Source organism: Streptomyces wuyuanensis, assembly GCF_900103455.1.
Taxonomy (GTDB): domain Bacteria; phylum Actinomycetota; class Actinomycetes; order Streptomycetales; family Streptomycetaceae; genus Streptomyces; species Streptomyces wuyuanensis.
The window spans coordinates 190,309-207,773 of record NZ_FNHI01000011.1 but is presented as its reverse complement, the minus strand read 5'-3'; the positions used below and the strand labels follow the sequence as shown (position 1 = coordinate 207,773).

Sequence of the window (17,465 nt, the reverse complement as noted above, 5' to 3'; positions counted from 1 at the left end):
GGATGCAGCGTTTCGAGGGGTACGGCGTACTGATCACGGGGGCGGGACGGGGCATCGGCGAGGCCACCGCCCGCAGGCTCGCCTCCGAAGGCGCCCGGGTCCTGGTCACCGACATCGACGGGGAACGGGCGGCCGCGACCGCGCGGACGATTCCCCGCGCCGCGTCCTTCGCCTGCGACGTGGGCGACCGCACCGCCGTCGAGGCGGCCGTGGCGTACGCGGTCGAGGAGTTCGGCGGCCTCGACGTCCTCGTCAACAACGCCTACACCTGCGCCCCGGACGCCTCGGCGTTCGAGGACCAGCCCGAGGACGGCTGGCACCGGGACCTGGAGACCGTTCTCACCGGCGCCTTCCGATGCGCCCGCGCGGCTCTCCCCCACCTGGCGAAGGCGCGCGGCCGCGGCGCGATCGTCAACATCGGCTCCGTCAACGGGGAACAGGACTTCGGCAATCACGCGTACAGCGCGGCCAAGGCCGGACTCGCCTCCCTCACCCGCACCCTCGCCGGCGACGCCGCCCCCCGCGGGGTCCGTGTCAACCAGGTCAACCCGGGCACGGTCCGCACCCCCGGCTGGGCCGGCCGCGAGGACCAGCTCGACGCCCTCGGCGCCGTATACCCCCTGGGCCGCGTCGGCGCCCCGGAGGACATCGCCGCGGCCGTCGCCTTCCTCGCCTCCTCCGACGCCGCCTGGGTCACGGGCACGACCCTGCGGGTGGACGGCGGCCTGCTGGCCGTGAACACGGGCTTCCAGCAGGTGCTTGCGGAGTTCGGGGAGCGCTGACCCGGAGGCCGGCCCCGGCCCCGGACCCGTCAGTCCCACCACAGCACGACGAGCTGCCCGTGGCACGCGGCCCTCTCGTACAGCTCGCGCAGGGCTGCGAAGTGCCCGCTCAGATAGGCGCGCGGATCGCGGATCGGCCCGCACACCCCGCCGAGCGCCGCGATCGCCTCGCCGTCTTCGTCGGGCAGCGCCGCCATCACCCCGGACCAGTCGATCCGCCCCAGCGTGCGGGCGATCCCGGCCACTTCGACGGGGCCGACCGCGGCCGGCCTGCCGAAGGCCGACCACGGGTGGCCGGGCAGGACGAAGGAGACGTCGACGGCCGGGTCGCCGCCGACCGCCACACCGAGCGCCGCGATCCGCTCCGGCCCGAGGCCCGCGTACCGGGCGGACTCGACGAGAGCGCCGGACGACCAGTCGAGGTCGGTCCAGCCGTCCGGCGGGTCCCGGGCGAGGTAGGCCCCTTCCGGGTCGCCGGGGTCCACGGCGTCCGCGTAGGCGTCGAGGTACCCCTGCGAGATCCGCGCGAGCAGCAGCGTGACCGCCATCGTCACCCCGCCCGCAGCATCAGGCCGATGCCCACGACCATCAGGCCCGCCGCGACGAGGCGCGGGCCGCCGAAGCGTTCCTTGAAGAAGAGGGCGCCGATGGCCGCGCCGACGATGATCGAGGACTCGCGGAGGGCCGCGACGGGAGCCATCGGGGCGCGGGTCTGGGCCCAGAGGACGAGGCCGTAGGCGAGCAGCGAGAGGACCGCGCCGACGAAGCCGCGGACCGCGTGCGGGCGCAGCCGGGTGAGCAGGGAACCGCGCAGGCGGTGGCAGGCGTAGGCGGGGATCAGCACACCCTGCAGGAGCATCAGCCAGGCGATGTAAGCGACGGGAGATCCGGAGGCGCGCACGCCGATCCCGTCGACGACCGTGTAGGCGGCGATCGACAGGCCGGTGGTCAGCGCGGCGAGCAGCGCCGGCCACTGCGGGCGGGCCCGAGTGCCGCCCTCGCCTCTTCCGCCGGCCCCGCCGCGGAAGCCCCACAGGGCGACGCCGACGAGCCCCGCCGAGGCGAGGGCGACCCCGGCGAGCTGCCAGGGCGCCGGCGTCTCGTCGACGAGGACCGCGGCGAGGACCGTCACGACCAGGGGCGCGGTTCCCCGGGCGATCGGATACATCTGGCCGAAGTCGCCGAGGCTGAACGACCGCATCAGCAGCAGCTGGTAGCCGAGATGCAGCAGCGCGGACGCGACGAGGTACGGCCAGGCCGCCGCGTGCGGCAACGGCACGAAGCAGGCCGTCACGGCGCCGAGCGCCGCCGCGCAGCCCGCGATCAGCGTGAACGCGACGAGCTGGTCCTTGATGGCGTGTGCCAACGCGTTCCAGCTCGCATGCGCCATCGCCGCGACGAGGACCGCCGCCACGACCGTGACCGTCACGCGACGCGCTCGCGGACGTCCACCAGAACCGCGCCCGCGTGTGCGATCACGGACTCGGGGTCGAGCGGGAAGACCGTGTGCGGCGTCCCGGCGGCCGCCCACACCACGGCGTGGGCGAGCAGACCCCGGTCGGCCAGCACCCGGGTCCTGGTGCGGTGCCCGAAGGGCGGCACTCCGCCGATCGCGTACCCGGTGGTCTCCCGGACGAGATCGGCGTCGGCGCGGCCCACCTCGGTGGCGCCCAGCTCGCGCCGCACCAGCTCCAGGTCGACGCGGGAGGAGCCGTCCATCAGCACCAGCACCGGCTCGCTTCCCCCGGGACGCTCCGCCCCCGGGATCCCCCGCGCCACGAAGACCAGGGACTTGACGATCTCGGCGACATCGCAGCCGATCGCCGCCGCGGCCTGGGCGGCCGTCCGGGTGGCGTCCGGGAAGCGGCGCACCTCGACCTCCAGCCCCAGCGTGCGCAGGGCCTCGGCGAACCGGGGGTGGGCAGGCGACTCGGAAGTGCTCATGGACGGCCACGCTAGCGGTAGGTGTACGGGCCATGCGACAGCGTTTCGCCCGGTGGTACGCGGGGCCCCGGACGGGAGCGGCGCGACGGACGGGGCGCGGGAGGGGTGGGCGGCGTGCCGCGCGGGTGCCGGGCCCACTCCTTCCCGCGACCGCCGGAACCCCGGTCACTCCCGCGGCCGCCGGGGCCCCGGTCACTCCCGCGGCCGCCGGGTCCGGCCCGGCCCCGGGTTCCGCGCGGCCGGGCAGGCCTCCGCCGTCAGCCCCTCATCAGCGCGCCTTGAGCACCGACGCCACCAGCGGTCCCGCCGTGTCGCCGCCGTGTCCGCCCGACTGCACCACGGCCGCCGCCGCCAGGTCCCCGGCGAAGCCGGCGAACCAACTGTTCGACGTGGCCTGCCCGTCCACCTCCGCGGAGCCCGTCTTCGCGCCCTTGTCGCCGGGCACGCCGGCCATCGCCTGCGCGCCGGAACCCCATTGGGCGGTCGCCCGCATCATGTCCCGCAACTGGCGCCACACAGCCCCCGACAGCTGCCGGTCCGCGGTGGCCACTTCACGGTCGTCCAGCGACCGCGGCACGATGACGGGCTGCTCGAAGCCGCCGTTCTTGGCCGTGGCCGCGACGGAGGCGACGGTCAGCGCGTTCATCTGAATCGTGCCCTGGCCGATGTACTGCGCGGCCGCCTCGCCGCCGCTGCCCTCGGGCACGGAGCCGTCGAAGGTCTGCACCCCGGTGTTCCAGTCCAGCCCGATGCCGAAGGTGTCCCGCGCCAGCTTCGCCAGCGCCGCGTCGTCGTGGACGTCGTCGATCAGCTTGATGAAGGCGGTGTTGCAGGAGCGCGCGAAGCTCTGGGTGAACGTTCCGTCGGGGATGTCGAAGTGGTCCAGGTTGTGGAAGGTCCGCCCCTGGTACATCGCGTTCTTCGGGCACTCCGCCTTCCGGTCGGCGGCGACCAGCCCCTTGTCCAGCAGCAGCGCGGCCGTCATGATCTTCATCGTCGACCCGGGTGCCTGCTGTCCTCCGAGCGCCGCGTTGAAGCCGTCCTTGCGGTTGTTGGCCACCGCGCGGATCTCTCCCGTGCTCGGCTTGATCGCGACGACCGACGCCTCGCTGTGCCGCTTCACGGCCTTCTCCGCGGCAGCCTGGACGTCCGCGTCGAGCGTCGTCCGCAACTCGCCCGGTTCGCCCTCGGACAGGGTCAGCAGCGTGGTGTCCGCGCCGTTCGGCGGGCTGATGACCAGCTCCACCCCGGCCTTGCCGCCGGACTCGTCCCCGTACTTCTGCCGCAGTTGGTCGAGCACCGGACCGAGCGAAGGGTACTTCTCCTTCGTCAGTTCCCTGCCCCTGCGGTCCACGGCCTTGATCGGCGGCGCGGCCGCGGGGCCCGTCTTCAGCTGCTCCTGCTTGTCCAGTTGCGGATGGACGACGGACGGAGCCCAGTCGACGAGGGGCCTGCCGGTGGTCAGCCCGCGGACGACCGTGAGCTCGGAGGAGTACGTCCAGGGCTTGCTCGCGCCCTCGTACGAGACCGTGGCGCTGACCGTGAACGGCACCTTCGCCCCGACCGGCGCCCCCTGCTTCATCGTCACACCGCTGACGTGGGCGCCGTCGCGGAAGGAGACGAGCGTGGGCTCCGCCTCGGCGGCGTTGTTGGTGAGCTGCGCGGCGACGGTCGCCTTCCCCGACGCCCAGGCGGCGAGGAAGTCCTCGGCGGTGGCGCGGATCTCCTCGGCGCTCGGCGGCCCCGACTTCTTGGTGACGGCACCGGACTTCGACTCCGTGCCGCCGTCGTCGTCACCGCCGCCGAGGACGTTGTGGGCGCCGTACCCCACACCGCCCGCGAACAGTACGAACACGCCGCCGATGACGGCGACCTTCGCTCCACTGCGCATGCCGCAGCCCCTCCCCAGGAGTCCGCCAGTACTTGAACACGTTCAAGTGCATCCGTCGAGCACTCTACGGGACAGGAGTGAGCGAGGAGACGGGCGTTACCGGACCGTGCCGTCCAACCGGGTAGGGCAGGAGGCGTGAACCGCAAGCGCACCATCCACACGCCGACACCGCCCGGCGGCGGTCACCGGAAAGGGTCTGGTACACCGCCTACGGCTCCAACACCCATCTGGAGCGGCTGTCCCACTACCTCACCGGTGGACGTCCGCGCGGTGCCGCACGGACCTACCCGGGCTGCCGCGACCCCCGGCCGCCCGCGGCGTCCGTGCCGGTGGAACTGCCGGGCGCGCTGTACTTCGCCACCCACTCCCCGGTGTGGCGCGGCGGCCGGGCCTTCTACGACCCCGGCGCGGCCGGCACGGTCCTGGCCCGCGCGCATCTGGTGACGGCCGGGCAGTTCTCGGACATCGTGGACCAGGAGATGTACCGCGAACCGGGATCCGACCTGGACCTCTCCGAGGCGCTGGGCCGCGGCAGGGCCGAACTCGGCGGCGGACGCTACGAGTCGCTCGTCTGCCCGGGGGTCCTGGACGGAGTGCCCGTCCTGACCTTCACGGCCCCCTGGACCCTCCACGACGTGGAATGGACCCGGCCGTCCGCGGCCTATCTGCCATCTCGCCGAGGGGTTGCAGGACGCCGGCGCATGGCCGGCGTCCGGCATCGCCGCCTATCTCGCGGCCTCTCCCGGCGCCGCGGGACACTGGACCGCGGAGGCCGTCGCGGCTCTCACGGCGGGTCACTGACCTCACGGCGACCCGGCCGCCTCACGGCCGGGTCGTTCCGCGGCAGCCTCACGGCGTGTCGGCGGGGGTCCGTCTGCGGTCGGTCAGTAGTAGTGGCGCCGACCGCCGATCGCGTGACCCAGCGCTCCGAGGACCCAGAACAGTGCTCCGATCGCGACCAGAATGATCCCGATGGTCCACAGGATGCTTATGCCGGCGACCAGTCCGATGATCAGAAGGATGAGTCCGAGGATGATCATTTGGCCCTCCAGGTCGGGACCCCCACAACCCGAACCTTGCCGCTCCGGGGCGCCCCAAACGAACGGCGGCGTTGATCTTTTCGACCCTCCTCCGGTACGGGGCGCCCGCCGCGTTGGTGCCCCTCTGTCCCGCCGCAGTCACCAGCTCAGATATACAGGCGCGTGTGCGCCACTCCCGCGAAGCGCATCATCTCCGACTGCAGCGCTGACGCCGCCGCCAGGAGCCGGGGGTCTCGCCCGGCGCCCGTTCCCGGCCGCCGACCCGTGCGCAGCCACTCGTCGACGTCGTCGAAGGCCCCTGGCGGCTGGTGTAGACGGCTTCGGTCGGGTCCGTGACGGCCGCCTGTTCGTCATCGGCCAGCATGAGCCGAAGCGCCCATCCGGCGGCTGCATCTCCCGTATCCGATCGTGGACACGGGCTCGCACGGCTTCGAGCCCGTCATCGTCCTCGAGCGGGGCGGTCGGGTGCTGCCGCACGACCGCATGTCCCGCCGGGCGGCGTCGACAGAGAGGATCAGCTCCTCGTAGGCCGCGCGCCTCCGGGCCACCGTCTCGGCGCCGAGTGCCGCGTCCTGCTTAAGGCGTGCGACATCGACCCTCGCACCTGCTTGCAGACGCGCACTCGCCCAGCTGGTGCCGGCGCCGACGACGGCTCCACTGGCTCCGAGCGCCGCACCCACGACCACCGCCCACTGTCCGTCCGTGGCTTGACGCAAGGCCGGTATGGGCCGCCCTGCAGGCTTTCGAAGATCTTCACCGTCGACTGCCGGGCAGAGAGCGTTCTTCGCCTTGCGCTCTGCTGGGTCGTTCCCTGGGGATCAGGATCGTCCTACGGCAGAGAACCGTAGGGCGTTGCGGATTCCCACTTCTTGTCGAACTGAGTCTTGAAAAACTCGTACCAGTTGCTGTCATGCTGCCGAGTGACGGCAAAGGTCGGGCGCTGCCAATGATCGGCCTGGAACGTGGCGATACGCATTATGATCTTGCCTTGAGTCGCTGACGGGTCGGAGGCGATTACCGTGTAGTGGGGAACATGGGTGAGCGTTCTGACCTCCAGATGACCGGAAAGCCGGCCGGACGGTGGCGTCAGCAGCCTTCTCAGGTTCGCCTCCAGATTGGAGCTGAGTTCCCTGGCGCTGCGGTTGTCCGCCTCGCTCGCGGCGACGGCCATGGCCGTGCTGCCCGGTTCAATCACGAGGATCTTCACGTGGACGCCCCTGGCAACGGCTCTCCTTATTTCGCCTGCATATGAAACCAGATGCAGCTCAAGCGTCCAACCGTGCAACCAAACCTCTCGCGACGACGAGATCATTCTTTTGATCTCGTCACCGTCATCCACCTCGGTGAAGAAGCGGTCTGCGCTCGGTCGGGTCCCTACGTCGGCGAGAGCTTCATTGATCCTGTCACTCTGTGATCGAATCCTGAGGAGCGAAAATCCTACGAGAGCGAGTACGGCCAGAATTCCGGAAGCGATAACCTCTTGCGACGCTTTTCCGGTTATTCCCAGAATGGCGAAAGTGATCGCTGCCGTCAGGGTTGCGTAGAGATCGAGACTGTGTATGGCGTTGCGTAATAGCGTCGATATTCGAGAGCTGGGACCGGGCACGTCAACCCCCTGCGCTGGACTCCGTAACAGGAGTTGTCTCCAGCGGTGGTTGCCGCCAACCCTGCTCGTGTTTCCGGTGCTGCTGTCCTCCGGATGACGGCTGTTGGCCTCACGTACGAGTACCTGACGGCGGGGCATGGCGGCAACGACCGCGCGCGTCGCCGTACTGACACTCTGGGCGCTGGAGTACTGCGAGTCGGCCGGGCGTGCTTGTCCTGGGCCGTCAAGCGACGGCCCAGGACGACCGGAGACGCCCGTCAACGACCACGGCGGGCCCGGCACCTCCAAGCGCCGGGCCCGCCGTCGTGCCTGCTAGACCCAGGTGTCCAGCCACATCCGGGCCCGCCAGTCGTCCATCGGGATCGGTTCGCCCGTGAACAGCGGCCAGAAGTAGATGAAGTTTCGCTGTTCTGGTCCACGCTGCCCCTGACCAGCACTTTCTATGCTGGCTGGGGCCGTGGGGCTGCTACTGGGCCGTCCGTGGGCCGTGATCATGGTCTTCGGGGGCCTCGTAGAGGCGATCCACGGCCTTGCGCGTGCGTCCCTCGCTGCTCGGCATCAGGTGGGTGTACGTGCGGAGCGTGAAGCCTGGATCCGCGTGGCCCAGGTACTGGCTCAGGGCCCGGATGCTCTCGCCGGCATCCAGGAGAACGGACGCGTAGAAGTGCCTGAGGGCGTGCATGCCGTGCTCGGGTGCCGATGCGTGACGCTCCCCATCCTCCGGCTCGGGGATGATTCCGACAGATGCCAGGGCCGGTTTCCACATGGCGTCATTGAAGTGGCTCACCCGGACGTGGTCTCCGGTGGCGCCGGTGAACACGAGCGACTTCGTCACCAGCGGCCCGTCTGGCGTTCGCCACGGCAGGGTCACTCGCACGGGAGGGAACTGCCGGGAGTGGGCACGCAGCGCATCCGCCACGGCGTGGGGAAGTGGTACGTCGCGAACCTTTCCGCCTTTGGGCAGGGCGAATACGAACTTCCCTCGAATCCTCTTGAGCTGATGCTTGACTGAGAGCCAGCTTCCCTCGTAGTCCAGCTCTCTTTCGTCGAGCCCGAAGACCTCTCCTTGCCGCAAGCCGCAACCGGCGGCAACATCCACGGTCGCACGGAGGTGTGCGGGTAGCGCCGCGCGTACGCCGAAGACCTGCTCGATGCTCCATGGCACAACGCGCGACTGACCGGGCTTCGGTGTCTGAACCGAGCGAGCCTTGCACGGGTTCTTAGCGATGAGGCCGTCGTCCACGGCCGCGCTGAACGCGGCTGAGACGGTGCCGAAAATGATTCGACGGTGAGAAGCCGCCGGAACGTCAGCCTCCAACTTGCCCAGCCACGTTCGAATATGGCCTGGTTGGAAGGAGGGCAGAGGGCGGGTTCCGATGTAGGGGTAGGCATGGAGCCGAAGCCGCCGCTCGGCTGCCTCACGGCTGTTGATCTCGGTCGTGTGTGTGGCCACCCATGTTTCGGCGAACTGCCGGAAGGTGATCCGGGCGGCCCGCGGATCTACGTACTGACCCTGCGCCATGTCGGCGGCCGTCCTTGTTAGCCACTGCTCGGCGAGGCGCTTCTGCTTGTCGGGAAAAGACTTGCTCTTCTCCGTACCGTCCGGACCGATGTAGCGGGCGCGATAGCGCATCCCGGTCCCGTAACGGTCGGTCTTGACTTTGAGGGGCTTGTCATCGGGGCCGGTGACGACTTTGTACCAACGGTCCTGAATATGACCAGGCACTGAATGCAGTTCCTTCTCATAAATACCTGAGGGAGGACCGCCAGTTGGGCGGCCCTCCCTCGGGCAATGGTGGGCGAGAGTCTTACGCTGCGTGCTCTGCGGCCGTCTGCTGCTCGACCCATGCGCGGACGGCAGCAGGGTCGAAGCGCAGGTGCTTACCGACGCGGAATGCAGGCGGTCCCGTGCGCTTCTTGCGCCAGGCGTACACCGTCTCCACGCTCGGAAGGCCGAACATCTCGGCGATGTCTTCGGGGGTGAGGTAGCGATCCGGCAGCCCCGCCCGAAGGGTGTTGGTGGCTGATGCCATGGCCTGAGTCTCCTCGCAAGACAGGAGGGGGCCTGCCTTCCCCCTCAGAGATCTGCTACATCCGCTACATCCGCTACACCGCAGGTCAGGGGCCTGTTTCGTGTAGCAGATGCGCGGGATGTAGCAGATGGATGCCGCTACGGGGCGGCGGTCGGCTCGTGGGGCGTAGCGGTTTCCGCGGTCGTGTAGCAGATGCCGAAGAGCTCTTCTGCTACAGATTCACCCCCGTTGACCTGCGGTGTAGCGGATGTAGCGGATGTAGCGGACTTTCCGGGGGTGGGAGGGCAGTAGCGGGACCATGCGTCGGCGAGGTCTTCGGCGTAGTAGCCGCGTGGGACGGTGCCGCCGGGGGTGCGGATGGGGCGGGCCTTGATGGGCTTGTTGGCGCCGGTCATGTAGCCGCTCAGCAGACGCCCCAGCCCCCGCGGAGTAAGGGGCTTGCCGCCCATGTCGACCCACGGGGCGTCGTCCATGGCGAGCAGGCACTCGAGGATGGCGGCGGTGGGCATGCGGTCGATGCCACAGAACACCGTGTCGCGCAGGTCGGTGAGCAGCCGGATACCGAGCGAGGATTCGTCGTCCTGCGCGGCGGCGGCCACCAGCTCGACACACGCGGCCCGGGCCCGGGTGGGCCAGTCGCCACCGGCAGCGTCGGCGACCGCGAGCAGGGGTTCCCACACGTCGGCGGGCCGGTCGGTGATGCCCTCGGGCATCTCGGGCCATGCCCCAGTGACCTTCCCGCGCACGCTGTCGGCCCACCGAGCGATCTGGTCCCTGAGGGCGTGGCCTTCCTTCTCGTGGATGCGCTGCCGGTAGGGCTGCACCTTCTCGTTCGGGGCCCGCCGGCGCATGCGGATGATGACGGAGCGGGTCAGGATCGTGTCGGGCAGGGAGCCGAGCCCCGCCATGGCCACGGCGCAGTAGGACGGGAAGGGCTGCACGGTCTGGTTGGAGCCGTCGCCCACGCACCGGTAGGTGACTCCGGAGCGGCGGTGGCCGGCGTTGAGGAAGCCGCGCAGTTCCTCGTTCTCCCCGGCTTTCGGGCCGAATACGGTGTCGATCTCGTCGAAGAGGATCGTGGGCCGTCCGTCGACGCCGGAGACGGCGCGGAAGAGGGCGGCGGGTGAGGCGTTCACGGCGACCATCGGGTGTGGGACGAGGGTTTCCACGATCTCCAGCGCGCGGGACTTGCCCGACCCCGGTTCGGGGGAGAGGAACGCGAGGCGGGGAGTGGAGTCGAAGGCGTCGAGCAGGTGCGCGTGTGCGTCCCACAAGGTCACGGCGACGTAGGCGGTCGGTGTGGGGAAGACGTTAAAGCGCCGGTGGAAGGCTTCCACCTCATCGAGCAGCGCGGCCCCGTCGACTGTGGGCGTGGTGGGGTTCGTGGTCATGCGGCGTTCCTCCTGTCCGCCGGGGTGGCGGTGGGGGTCAGGCGCGGGTCAGTGCGAAGAGCAGAAAGGACGCCCTGGCGGGCGGCGACTTCCGCGGTCTGGCGGGTGGGGGTGTTGGTCTCGTCGGCGGCCGACGGCTGCCCGGTGGCCTGGTGGCGTTTCAGGGCGGGGGGAGGCGGCTGGTGGGTCATGCCGTCTCCCGGGGCCGGGCGGTGCGGATGGACCAGTTGAGCGCGCTGCGGATGGTGGCGCGGCACTCGGCCGGCGGCAGTCCCGCAGACTCGCCCGCCCCCTGAAAAGCCTGTTCCACCACGTCGCGGGGGAGGTCGCCCCACGCGACGAAACGACCGATGGCCCGCGCACCGGCGAGCAGCCGCGCGTTGCGCCCGCCCTCGGTGGTGGCAGCAACGGTCGTGATTTCGGCGTTGAGAGCGGCCGTGGCGCAGCGAGAGGAGCGGGGAGCGACCGGCACGGCCGTCAGTTCCCGCGGTGGCTGACGGGGCGTCAGGAGGGTGCACAGCCAATCCGGCAGGGGTACCGGGGGCCGGTCGTCCTCAAGCATGTACGTCCCGGCGGGGAGGGCGCTGCCGGGGGCGACGACGTATCCGCCCCGGGCCCGGGTGTCGATGTTCGGCCCCAGGAACTCTTGGGTGTTGTGGAGCCGGACATTCTCCGGGGCGGTGAAGTACAGGTGCCGTCCTCCTCGCGCGGTCCGCACCGTGCGGGTGGACGGTACGGGCTGCCCGGTGCGCTCGCAGAGCGCCGTGAAGGTCGTCACGCCGCAAGGCGTGTCCGAACTGCCCTTGGGCTTGTCGAGGTCAATGACGACCAGTCCCGCGGGGCCGGTGGCGATGCCGACGTTGAACGCCCCGGTCGTCCACGCGGCGCGGATGCGGTCGGGGTCGGTAGTGGCGCGCTGCTCCCACTTCACGTGTCCGGTGGTGCATACGCCGGTACGGGTGCAGGCGGCTTCGCCGTGCAGCGCGGGGCGCTTGCCGCCGGGCCGGAGCGGCAGGACGGGCCAGCCGCGGGCGGCGATATCGAGCGCTGCGGTGAGCAGCGCGGTGTTGCGGTCGTGAGGCATGCTGGATGTCTCCAGTTCTCTCGATGATGGCTGGTGATGAGGGCGGCCCCGATTCATTGGCGTGAGACGGGGGCCGCCCTCGGTCGTGCGGGTTCTAGTGGTCCGGGCGGAGCAGTCGCAGGACTGGCGCGGAAGCGCGCTCGGTCGCGGTGACATAGAGCCGGACTCGGCTGCGGTCGCGGGTCGGGTACTGCCGCACCGGACCGGTGGTGAAAGCGCCGGCGAGCGTGGCGGTGATGCGGTCGGCGTCCGCCGGGTGGCAGATGATCCGGATCTCGAACCGGCCCTGCCCGGTCACAGGGCCGGGATGGCGCTGATGACGGCAGTGATCAGGTTGTTGATGGGTTCGGCGGCCCCGGTGGAGGCGAGGAAGAAGCCGAACCCGGCGGCGGTGAACGCGGCTCCCGCGCTGAGGCTGTGGGAGCGGAGCAGGAAGAACAGCACGAGCCCGAAGAGCAGGACGAGCGAGACGGTTACGGCCATGCCGTGAACCTCCGTTCTGAGGTGGCTGGTCGGGTGCCGGCGCGGTGGATGGTGCGTCCGGTGTTGAGCAGGCGGCGGCCGATGCGGAGTCGGTAGCGGGCGCCTCGGCAGCGGCGGCAGACCTTGACGGTCCGGCGGCGGACGGTGCGGATGCCGGTCCCACGGCATTTGCGGCAGGGCCCGAACGGGCTGAGCGCGCACAACGCTGCGTAACCAGCGAGCGTGAGCAGGATGGCGAGGCTAGCGAGAGCCATAGGGGTGTCACCTCCCCTCTCAGGGCTGGTTTCGGGGGTTTGCGCTGGTGGGCTGCTAGGTACTAATTCGCTGATCAGCTGCGGTGCGGGGCGCTAGTGGGGCCGCTAGACCTAGCAGGCTGGGGTGCTAGGTCTAGCGGTGCTGCTCGGGCTACGCGGCGGCCCGGTCGGCGTTACGGCGAGTGATGGCGGCGGTGATGTCGGCGCGCTTGATGCCGCGCCGGTTCGCCCCTTCGCCTTCGTCGGTCTGGCCCCACACCTGGCCCGGCTTGATGCCCCAGGGCTTGAGCGCGGCGGTGACGTTCTCGCCCTGCCAGCCGCCGTAGGTGTCCGGCTGGGCGGCGGCGAGCCGGGTGGCGATGCGCTCGCACCACACGGCCTTCTCCTCGCTTCCGATGACGTTGAGGACGTCGGCGAGGATGTCCGAGCCACTGCCGGTCTTCTCGGGGCCTTGGCCGATGGCGTGGCCGGTGACGTTGCCGTACTCCTCGCGTGCGACGCGGGCGCGGGCGACGATGTGTTCCGCAGCTACCGCGTCGACGAACGCGGACGCGACGATGCGCGGGTCGTCGCCCTCACCGGCCATCCAGCAGATGCCCCGATCGGACCGGGAGAACATGGTGGCCCGGTACCCGGACTTGTACATCGACGTGCCCAGCACCATGTCGTTGGCGGGCTGCCCCATGACCTTGAGGCAGAACCTGAGGACGGCGTTCGCGCTGATGCCGGTGGGCAGGGACTTGGCGTCGGGGCGCTGGGTGCCGAACATGGCCACGATTCCGAGCGCGGGACCGCGCTTGACCAGGTCGGTGCAGATGGCCTCAATCTCCTTGCCGTGCTCCTCGTGCTCGAAAGCGACTTGGCACTCGTCGAACCCGACCACGATCGGGTGCAGACCAAGGCCCTTGTCACCCGCCAGCTCCGGGGTGACCTTCGACTCCGGGCACCGGGAGCGGGGCAGGGACTTGATGACCTTCGCCCGCCGCCGCAGCTCCTCCTTCAACTCCCGCAGCGCCTCGAGGACGTACTCGATGTCGTCGTCCTCCTCGCCGGCGCGGTAGCGGTGGCAGACGGGTTCGAGGGCGCCGAAGTCGCCGGTGCCCTTGAAGTCGAACGCGTGCACCTCGGAGCGCGGGTCAAGTGCGGCGATGAGCAGGAACAGCCGCATGAGGAACGTCTTGCCCATGCGGGGGATGGACCCGACGACCACCGAGGCGAACATGAGCGTGACGGCGACGTCGCGCATGCGCTGGTCGTTGCCGAACACCACCGGCCGGAACAGGTCCACCGTCCCCGACTTGGCCAGCGGCCATGCCGGCTTCGACGTCTCGTTCATGGGCTTGTCGCCCACCCACAGCACCAGGCGCCCTTCGTGCTGCTCCGGATCGGGCGAGGGCCACACGCAGCCGGTCTTGCGGCGGAGACCGGAGGCGAGGGGCTTGCGGGCCTCCATGATGTCCTCGGGTGTGACGCCGTAGGGGAGATCGAGATCGGCGCGGTAGCCGGGCCCGTCTCGCACGATCTCGGAGACGAACCGCAGCCCGTTCATGTCACCGCCCTTCTTGATCGCGGCCGTGACCTTCGCGTTCCCGATCGAATCGAGCCCGCGCAGCACGATCGAGCCGGTGAGCTTCTGCACCTCGGTCTTCAACACCGCCGGGCCGACCACGGGGGCGTCGGGCTGCTGTCCGCCGAGTCCGAGCAGCAGCACACCACCGGCGGCGAACGCGTACAGGAACCCCGGGGCGAGGACGTAGAGGTAGAGGGCGAACCCGACCCCGAACACCGCGGCGACCAGCGTCACGAGCCCGCGCAGGCGGACGCGACCGGCGCGGAGCCGGGCGAGGCGCATGTACTCGTCGATGTCCTCAATCTGCACCGCGTACGACCGCAGGGGTGCGGCCTCGCGGTCCCACACCCACCGGTTCGTCGTGGCGACGAAGCGGCAAGCACCGCGGGGGGACATGAGGGCGAGGCGTCCGGCATACACCGGCAGCCGCACCCCGTGATACAGCGTCGCGTACCCGGCGTTCGCCACACTGTGGCGGGCGGTGGCGGCGAAGTCACGCCGGTTCGTCAGCCACGACGCGAGAACGGGCTTGCGCTTCTCGATCCGCACCTTCGGGTCCGGCAGGGCAGGGTTGTCGACCGGCACCGGCACAGCCGGCGCATCGTCGTCACGGTCTATCGCGGGCACGGGCTGCAGGTGCGGGCCCGCAGATGTCTCGGTCATGCTGGGTGTCTCCTGCTACTCGAAAAGGGGTGGTCAGGGGCCCGGGGCGGCCTGGATGCTTGCCGGCGATACGGCCGCCCCCGGGGCACAGCTACTTGCGGCCGTTCTTCTTCGCGTCGCGCTCTTCGCGCGTGCGGGCCCGCTCGATGACCCGCTCGACCTTGCGTTCCAGGTCCCGCTGGTGCACGCGGCCGCCGGTCAGGCGGTCGTCGGCGATGCCGCGCTTGGCCATCCGGGCCACGTACCAGGCGACCTTCGCCTTCTCGCCAGTGGTGAGCTTGGGTTCACGCGCCACGGTCTGTCTCCTGTCCGGGGCCGGACTGTCCGGCTCCCCACGGCCCCCGCACCGGGCGGGAACCGCAGGCAGCCATCAGCGCCGGCGGCGGACCCTGCGCATGCTCTTCGCGGCCGCCCTGCCCTCGGTGCCGGAAACCGACTTCACGACGGTGACGACACCCCAGGCGCAGACGGCGGCCAGGAGGGCGAGGAGGGCGAGGTTCGCGGCCATGGCGGTGAGCACGCCGACCAGCAGCGGGCCGAAGTAGACGCCCGCCGCGACCGCGCCGGCACCGACCCCGGAGCCGAGCGCGATGCGCTGCACCGTCCGGTCCGGCGGCGCCTGGTGCACGTGCTGGTGAACCACTTGCGGCCCGGAATAGGTGGCGGGCAGGTGAGCGGGGTCGACGTAGACATGGGTGCCGTCCGGGAGCTGCACCACACGGGCGAGTTCAGGCAGCGATTCCATCGCTGGTCCCTTCGGGATAAGCGCAGGGCACACAGATGCCCAGCGCAGCGGGAAGGACGTATCCGGCGTCGCGCCCGCAGCCGGGACACAGGCGCCGTGCGGCGTTGGCCTTGGCCAGCGCTCGCCATCGGCCGGGGGTCATCGGGCGCACGGGCATCGCGCGGTCGACGCGGTAGAGATAGGCGACCAGCGGCCCCCGGCGCCGGCGCGGCCGCAGGCACTGGGCCGCTACCGGCTGCCCGCCGGGGCGAAGTCCCGCGGCCCGGAGTTGTCGGCGGGTGGCGTAGCCGTCCGGCGCGCACCGCCACGGGTAGGTGGGGATGCCGAACCGCTCGCCCGTGGGGTCGAAGCAGTCGGCACGCGTCAGCCGCATCAGGCGCCCTCAGACACCGGCAGCGGCTCGGCGGGCGTGGTGCGCTCGGCGCGCAGCGTCTCGCGCAGCCCCCGGGCCTTCGCCGGTGACGTGCGTACGGCCTTGCGGATGCCCTCGGCCGTGAGCTCCTCGACCGCCCAACCGGCGGTCGCCTCGCGGGCCTCGATCAGCAGCTCCTCGGCCGTACGGACCGGTCGTGCCGATCGGGCCGACTGCGGGAGTCGACCGGTCGCCCGACCCACCCGCGGCTGCTCGGCCGCCACCGCACCGACCGGCACCGGCTCGCTCTCCTCGACCACCGCCGGAACCGGCTCGACCGGTCGGGCAGGCAGTTCCTCGACCCGTGCGGCGAGCAGCTCAGCCTGTTCGCCCAGGTCAGCCGTCGACCGATCTACGCTGATTTCTGCCAATTCGGCAGGTGTCGGGGTGGGGTCCGGTCGGTGGTGCAGGACCTTGGCGACGAGGTCGGAGCCGAAGTAGATCGAGCCGACCGGCAGCGATGTGGCGAGCAGGACCAGGACCCAGTTCGCCGGGTCCCAGTCGGCCAGTCGACTCCAGTCGACCGATCGATCGTGCAACTCCGGCACCAGCCCGTGGACGTAGTTCAGGACCAGCGAGGCGAGCGTGTAGGTGGCCAGCACCCGCAATGCGAACCGTCGCGCGTCCCCAGTCAGCACGAGGGTGGCGACGAGCGCGAGAGCCATGAGGCCATCGACGACGAACGGGTACAGCGTCGCCGCGGTAGCGTCCGCGCCGGTCGCCTTCGCTACGTCCCGCAGCGCGTTCCACGACACCCGGAACGCCATCGCGACGACGGCGACCAGGGCGAGCACGAGCAGCCCCTTACCGAAGCGGTTCATGACGCACCGCCCCTGGACTCCCGCACCTCGACGGCAGCGATCAGCAGCACGGGCGAGCCGTCGTCGCCATAGGTGGTGGTGTCCTCGATCCACGACCACTCGGAGCCGGGGACCTGCTCATAGCCAAGGGTCGCGAGGACGGTCCGGCGCTCGGCGATCGTGGGCACCGGGGTCGGCCGCTCCCAACGGTAGTCCGGCCACTTGGTGGAGCCCATCAGCGCGACGTACAGGCGCCACGGCCCGCCGCTACTGGACATCTGGGCGGTCGGCATCATGCCACCGCCGGTCCGCCGGGCACACCGGCCGTGCGATTGGTCAGGTCGCGCCGCGCGGCCAGCACTCGGTTACGGGCCCGGCGGATACGCCGCTCGTCCAGCGCGGTGGCCGCCCGGTCGAGCAGACCGATCTGCGCATCCAACAGCTCGACCTCCGCCGCGATCAACGGCATCTCCCGCTCGATCGCGTCCAGCTCCGCGCCGGTCGGCTCACGGCCGTCAGTGATGGCGGTATCGGCCACCTGACGTGCTTTCATGTGCTTCATGGGTCGTGGTTCCTCTCCATGGGGTACGGCCCGAAGCGCCCCCGGAGTAGCCGCTCCGGGGGCGCACGCCGTTGTCGGGAATCTGGGGGGTTCGGATCAGCTCAACGGCCGCCGGCCGCTGCGTGCGGATGCGGGCGCGGGGGCCGCACCGGAAGGGGTGGCCGCTCGTCCCGCGGGTGCTCGCCGCTCACCGGCGCCCCTGCAT

General features: G+C 70.7%; 21 protein-coding genes and 1 pseudogene. 2 read left to right on the top strand and 20 right to left on the bottom strand.

Annotated features, from left to right (window positions below; translation table 11 throughout):
• Nucleotides 1–2 precede the first annotated feature (2 nt).
• On the top strand, nt 3–782 hold the full coding sequence (locus tag BLT82_RS18105) for an SDR family NAD(P)-dependent oxidoreductase (RefSeq protein WP_093656033.1): 780 nt from the start codon (nt 3–5) through the stop codon (nt 780–782).
• 29 nt (nt 783–811) lie between these two features.
• Here BLT82_RS18105 and BLT82_RS18100 read toward each other — a convergent pair whose 3' ends face one another.
• The 4 genes from BLT82_RS18100 to BLT82_RS18085 all read right to left on the bottom strand — a co-directional run bounded on the left by BLT82_RS18100 (nt 812) and on the right by BLT82_RS18085 (nt 4,617).
• Nucleotides 812–1,336, bottom strand: a complete 525-nt coding sequence (locus tag BLT82_RS18100) for a DUF1877 domain-containing protein (RefSeq protein ID WP_143041503.1) — start codon at nt 1,334–1,336, stop codon at nt 812–814.
• Nucleotides 1,333–2,211: a DMT family transporter gene (locus tag BLT82_RS18095; RefSeq protein WP_093656029.1), complete on the bottom strand. Its 879-nt coding sequence runs from the start codon at nt 2,209–2,211 to the stop codon at nt 1,333–1,335. Before BLT82_RS18095 ends, BLT82_RS18100 begins: the two co-directional genes overlap by 4 nt.
• On the bottom strand, nt 2,208–2,726 hold the full coding sequence (locus BLT82_RS18090) for a YbaK/EbsC family protein (RefSeq protein ID WP_093656027.1): 519 nt from the start codon (nt 2,724–2,726) through the stop codon (nt 2,208–2,210). Before BLT82_RS18090 ends, BLT82_RS18095 begins: the two co-directional genes overlap by 4 nt.
• Before the next feature lie 268 nt (nt 2,727–2,994).
• Nucleotides 2,995–4,617 (bottom strand): penicillin-binding transpeptidase domain-containing protein, encoded by a 1,623-nt coding sequence (locus BLT82_RS18085; protein ID WP_093656025.1) that lies wholly within the window; start codon nt 4,615–4,617, stop codon nt 2,995–2,997.
• Nucleotides 4,618–4,844: 227 nt separating this feature from the next.
• Between BLT82_RS18085 and BLT82_RS37970 the strand changes: the two are divergent.
• Nucleotides 4,845–5,418: pseudogene (locus tag BLT82_RS37970) on the top strand (histone deacetylase).
• 83 nt (nt 5,419–5,501) lie between these two features.
• Here the strand turns inward: BLT82_RS37970 and BLT82_RS37180 are convergent.
• From BLT82_RS37180 to BLT82_RS18000, 16 genes are all read right to left on the bottom strand, one after another.
• Nucleotides 5,502–5,657 carry a DUF6131 family protein gene (locus BLT82_RS37180; protein WP_093656023.1) on the bottom strand — a complete coding sequence of 52 codons (156 nt, stop codon included), beginning with the start codon at nt 5,655–5,657 and terminating at the stop codon, nt 5,502–5,504.
• 829 nt (nt 5,658–6,486) lie between these two features.
• Nucleotides 6,487–7,263, bottom strand: coding sequence for a hypothetical protein (locus BLT82_RS36840; protein WP_143041502.1), 777 nt, complete (start codon nt 7,261–7,263; stop codon nt 6,487–6,489).
• Nucleotides 7,264–7,729: 466 nt separating this feature from the next.
• A complete protein-coding gene (locus BLT82_RS18065; protein WP_093656019.1) occupies nt 7,730–8,989 on the bottom strand; it encodes a tyrosine-type recombinase/integrase in 1,260 nt (419 codons plus the stop codon).
• 82 nt (nt 8,990–9,071) lie between these two features.
• The gene (locus BLT82_RS18060) at nt 9,072–9,296 is read right to left on the bottom strand and encodes a helix-turn-helix transcriptional regulator (protein ID WP_093656017.1); all 225 of its coding nucleotides are present in this window, start codon (nt 9,294–9,296) and stop codon (nt 9,072–9,074) included.
• A 137-nt stretch (nt 9,297–9,433) separates the two neighbouring features.
• The gene (locus BLT82_RS18055) at nt 9,434–10,687 is read right to left on the bottom strand and encodes a DUF3631 domain-containing protein (RefSeq protein WP_093656014.1); all 1,254 of its coding nucleotides are present in this window, start codon (nt 10,685–10,687) and stop codon (nt 9,434–9,436) included.
• Complete coding sequence (locus BLT82_RS36835; RefSeq protein WP_143041501.1) at nt 10,684–10,878, bottom strand: hypothetical protein; 195 nt, start codon at nt 10,876–10,878, stop codon at nt 10,684–10,686. The genes BLT82_RS18055 and BLT82_RS36835 overlap by 4 nt, the downstream gene beginning before the upstream one ends.
• Nucleotides 10,875–11,771, bottom strand: a complete 897-nt coding sequence (locus BLT82_RS18050; protein WP_093656012.1) for a bifunctional DNA primase/polymerase — start codon at nt 11,769–11,771, stop codon at nt 10,875–10,877. The genes BLT82_RS36835 and BLT82_RS18050 overlap by 4 nt, the downstream gene beginning before the upstream one ends.
• A gap of 94 nt (nt 11,772–11,865) precedes the next feature.
• The gene (locus BLT82_RS18045; RefSeq protein ID WP_093656010.1) at nt 11,866–12,069 is read right to left on the bottom strand and encodes a hypothetical protein; all 204 of its coding nucleotides are present in this window, start codon (nt 12,067–12,069) and stop codon (nt 11,866–11,868) included.
• Nucleotides 12,066–12,254 carry a hypothetical protein gene (locus BLT82_RS18040; RefSeq protein ID WP_093656009.1) on the bottom strand — a complete coding sequence of 63 codons (189 nt, stop codon included), beginning with the start codon at nt 12,252–12,254 and terminating at the stop codon, nt 12,066–12,068. The genes BLT82_RS18045 and BLT82_RS18040 overlap by 4 nt, the downstream gene beginning before the upstream one ends.
• A 405-nt stretch (nt 12,255–12,659) precedes the next feature.
• Nucleotides 12,660–14,741, bottom strand: coding sequence for an FtsK/SpoIIIE domain-containing protein (locus tag BLT82_RS18030; protein WP_093656005.1), 2,082 nt, complete (start codon nt 14,739–14,741; stop codon nt 12,660–12,662).
• Nucleotides 14,742–14,832: 91 nt separating this feature from the next.
• Nucleotides 14,833–15,036, bottom strand: a complete 204-nt coding sequence (locus BLT82_RS18025) for a DUF6257 family protein (protein ID WP_093656003.1) — start codon at nt 15,034–15,036, stop codon at nt 14,833–14,835.
• 75 nt (nt 15,037–15,111) lie between these two features.
• Nucleotides 15,112–15,486, bottom strand: a complete 375-nt coding sequence (locus BLT82_RS18020; protein WP_093656001.1) for a DUF6251 family protein — start codon at nt 15,484–15,486, stop codon at nt 15,112–15,114.
• On the bottom strand, nt 15,470–15,859 hold the full coding sequence (locus tag BLT82_RS18015) for an RRQRL motif-containing zinc-binding protein (protein ID WP_208867958.1): 390 nt from the start codon (nt 15,857–15,859) through the stop codon (nt 15,470–15,472). The genes BLT82_RS18020 and BLT82_RS18015 overlap by 17 nt, the downstream gene beginning before the upstream one ends.
• Nucleotides 15,859–16,719 (bottom strand): DUF2637 domain-containing protein, encoded by an 861-nt coding sequence (locus tag BLT82_RS18010; protein ID WP_093655997.1) that lies wholly within the window; start codon nt 16,717–16,719, stop codon nt 15,859–15,861. Before BLT82_RS18010 ends, BLT82_RS18015 begins: the two co-directional genes overlap by 1 nt.
• The gene (locus BLT82_RS18005) at nt 16,716–16,994 is read right to left on the bottom strand and encodes a DUF6303 family protein (RefSeq protein WP_093655995.1); all 279 of its coding nucleotides are present in this window, start codon (nt 16,992–16,994) and stop codon (nt 16,716–16,718) included. The genes BLT82_RS18010 and BLT82_RS18005 overlap by 4 nt, the downstream gene beginning before the upstream one ends.
• A complete protein-coding gene (locus tag BLT82_RS18000) occupies nt 16,991–17,260 on the bottom strand; it encodes a DUF6284 family protein (RefSeq protein WP_093655993.1) in 270 nt (89 codons plus the stop codon). The genes BLT82_RS18005 and BLT82_RS18000 overlap by 4 nt, the downstream gene beginning before the upstream one ends.
• Between the last annotated feature and the right edge of the window lie 205 nt (nt 17,261–17,465).

Bases quoted from the DNA above. Each gene is read 5' to 3' on its own strand.
- BLT82_RS36835 (WP_143041501.1), bottom strand. From the start codon at position 10,878: ATGACCCACCAGCCGCCTCCCCCCGCCCTGAAACGCCACCAGGCCACC.
- BLT82_RS18090 (WP_093656027.1), bottom strand. From the start codon at position 2,726: ATGAGCACTTCCGAGTCGCCTGCCCACCCCCGGTTCGCCGAGGCCCTG.
- BLT82_RS18010 (WP_093655997.1), bottom strand. From the start codon at position 16,719: ATGAACCGCTTCGGTAAGGGGCTGCTCGTGCTCGCCCTGGTCGCCGTC.
- BLT82_RS18050 (WP_093656012.1), bottom strand. From the start codon at position 11,771: ATGCCTCACGACCGCAACACCGCGCTGCTCACCGCAGCGCTCGATATC.
- BLT82_RS18000 (WP_093655993.1), bottom strand. From the start codon at position 17,260: ATGAAGCACATGAAAGCACGTCAGGTGGCCGATACCGCCATCACTGAC.
- BLT82_RS18030 (WP_093656005.1), bottom strand. From the start codon at position 14,741: ATGACCGAGACATCTGCGGGCCCGCACCTGCAGCCCGTGCCCGCGATA.
- BLT82_RS18105 (WP_093656033.1), top strand. From the start codon at position 3: ATGCAGCGTTTCGAGGGGTACGGCGTACTGATCACGGGGGCGGGACGG.
- BLT82_RS18055 (WP_093656014.1), bottom strand. From the start codon at position 10,687: ATGACCACGAACCCCACCACGCCCACAGTCGACGGGGCCGCGCTGCTC.
- BLT82_RS18040 (WP_093656009.1), bottom strand. From the start codon at position 12,254: ATGGCCGTAACCGTCTCGCTCGTCCTGCTCTTCGGGCTCGTGCTGTTC.
- BLT82_RS18085 (WP_093656025.1), bottom strand. From the start codon at position 4,617: ATGCGCAGTGGAGCGAAGGTCGCCGTCATCGGCGGCGTGTTCGTACTG.
- BLT82_RS37180 (WP_093656023.1), bottom strand. From the start codon at position 5,657: ATGATCATCCTCGGACTCATCCTTCTGATCATCGGACTGGTCGCCGGC.
- BLT82_RS18060 (WP_093656017.1), bottom strand. From the start codon at position 9,296: ATGGCATCAGCCACCAACACCCTTCGGGCGGGGCTGCCGGATCGCTAC.
- BLT82_RS18020 (WP_093656001.1), bottom strand. From the start codon at position 15,486: ATGGAATCGCTGCCTGAACTCGCCCGTGTGGTGCAGCTCCCGGACGGC.
- BLT82_RS18005 (WP_093655995.1), bottom strand. From the start codon at position 16,994: ATGATGCCGACCGCCCAGATGTCCAGTAGCGGCGGGCCGTGGCGCCTG.
- BLT82_RS18015 (WP_208867958.1), bottom strand. From the start codon at position 15,859: ATGCGGCTGACGCGTGCCGACTGCTTCGACCCCACGGGCGAGCGGTTC.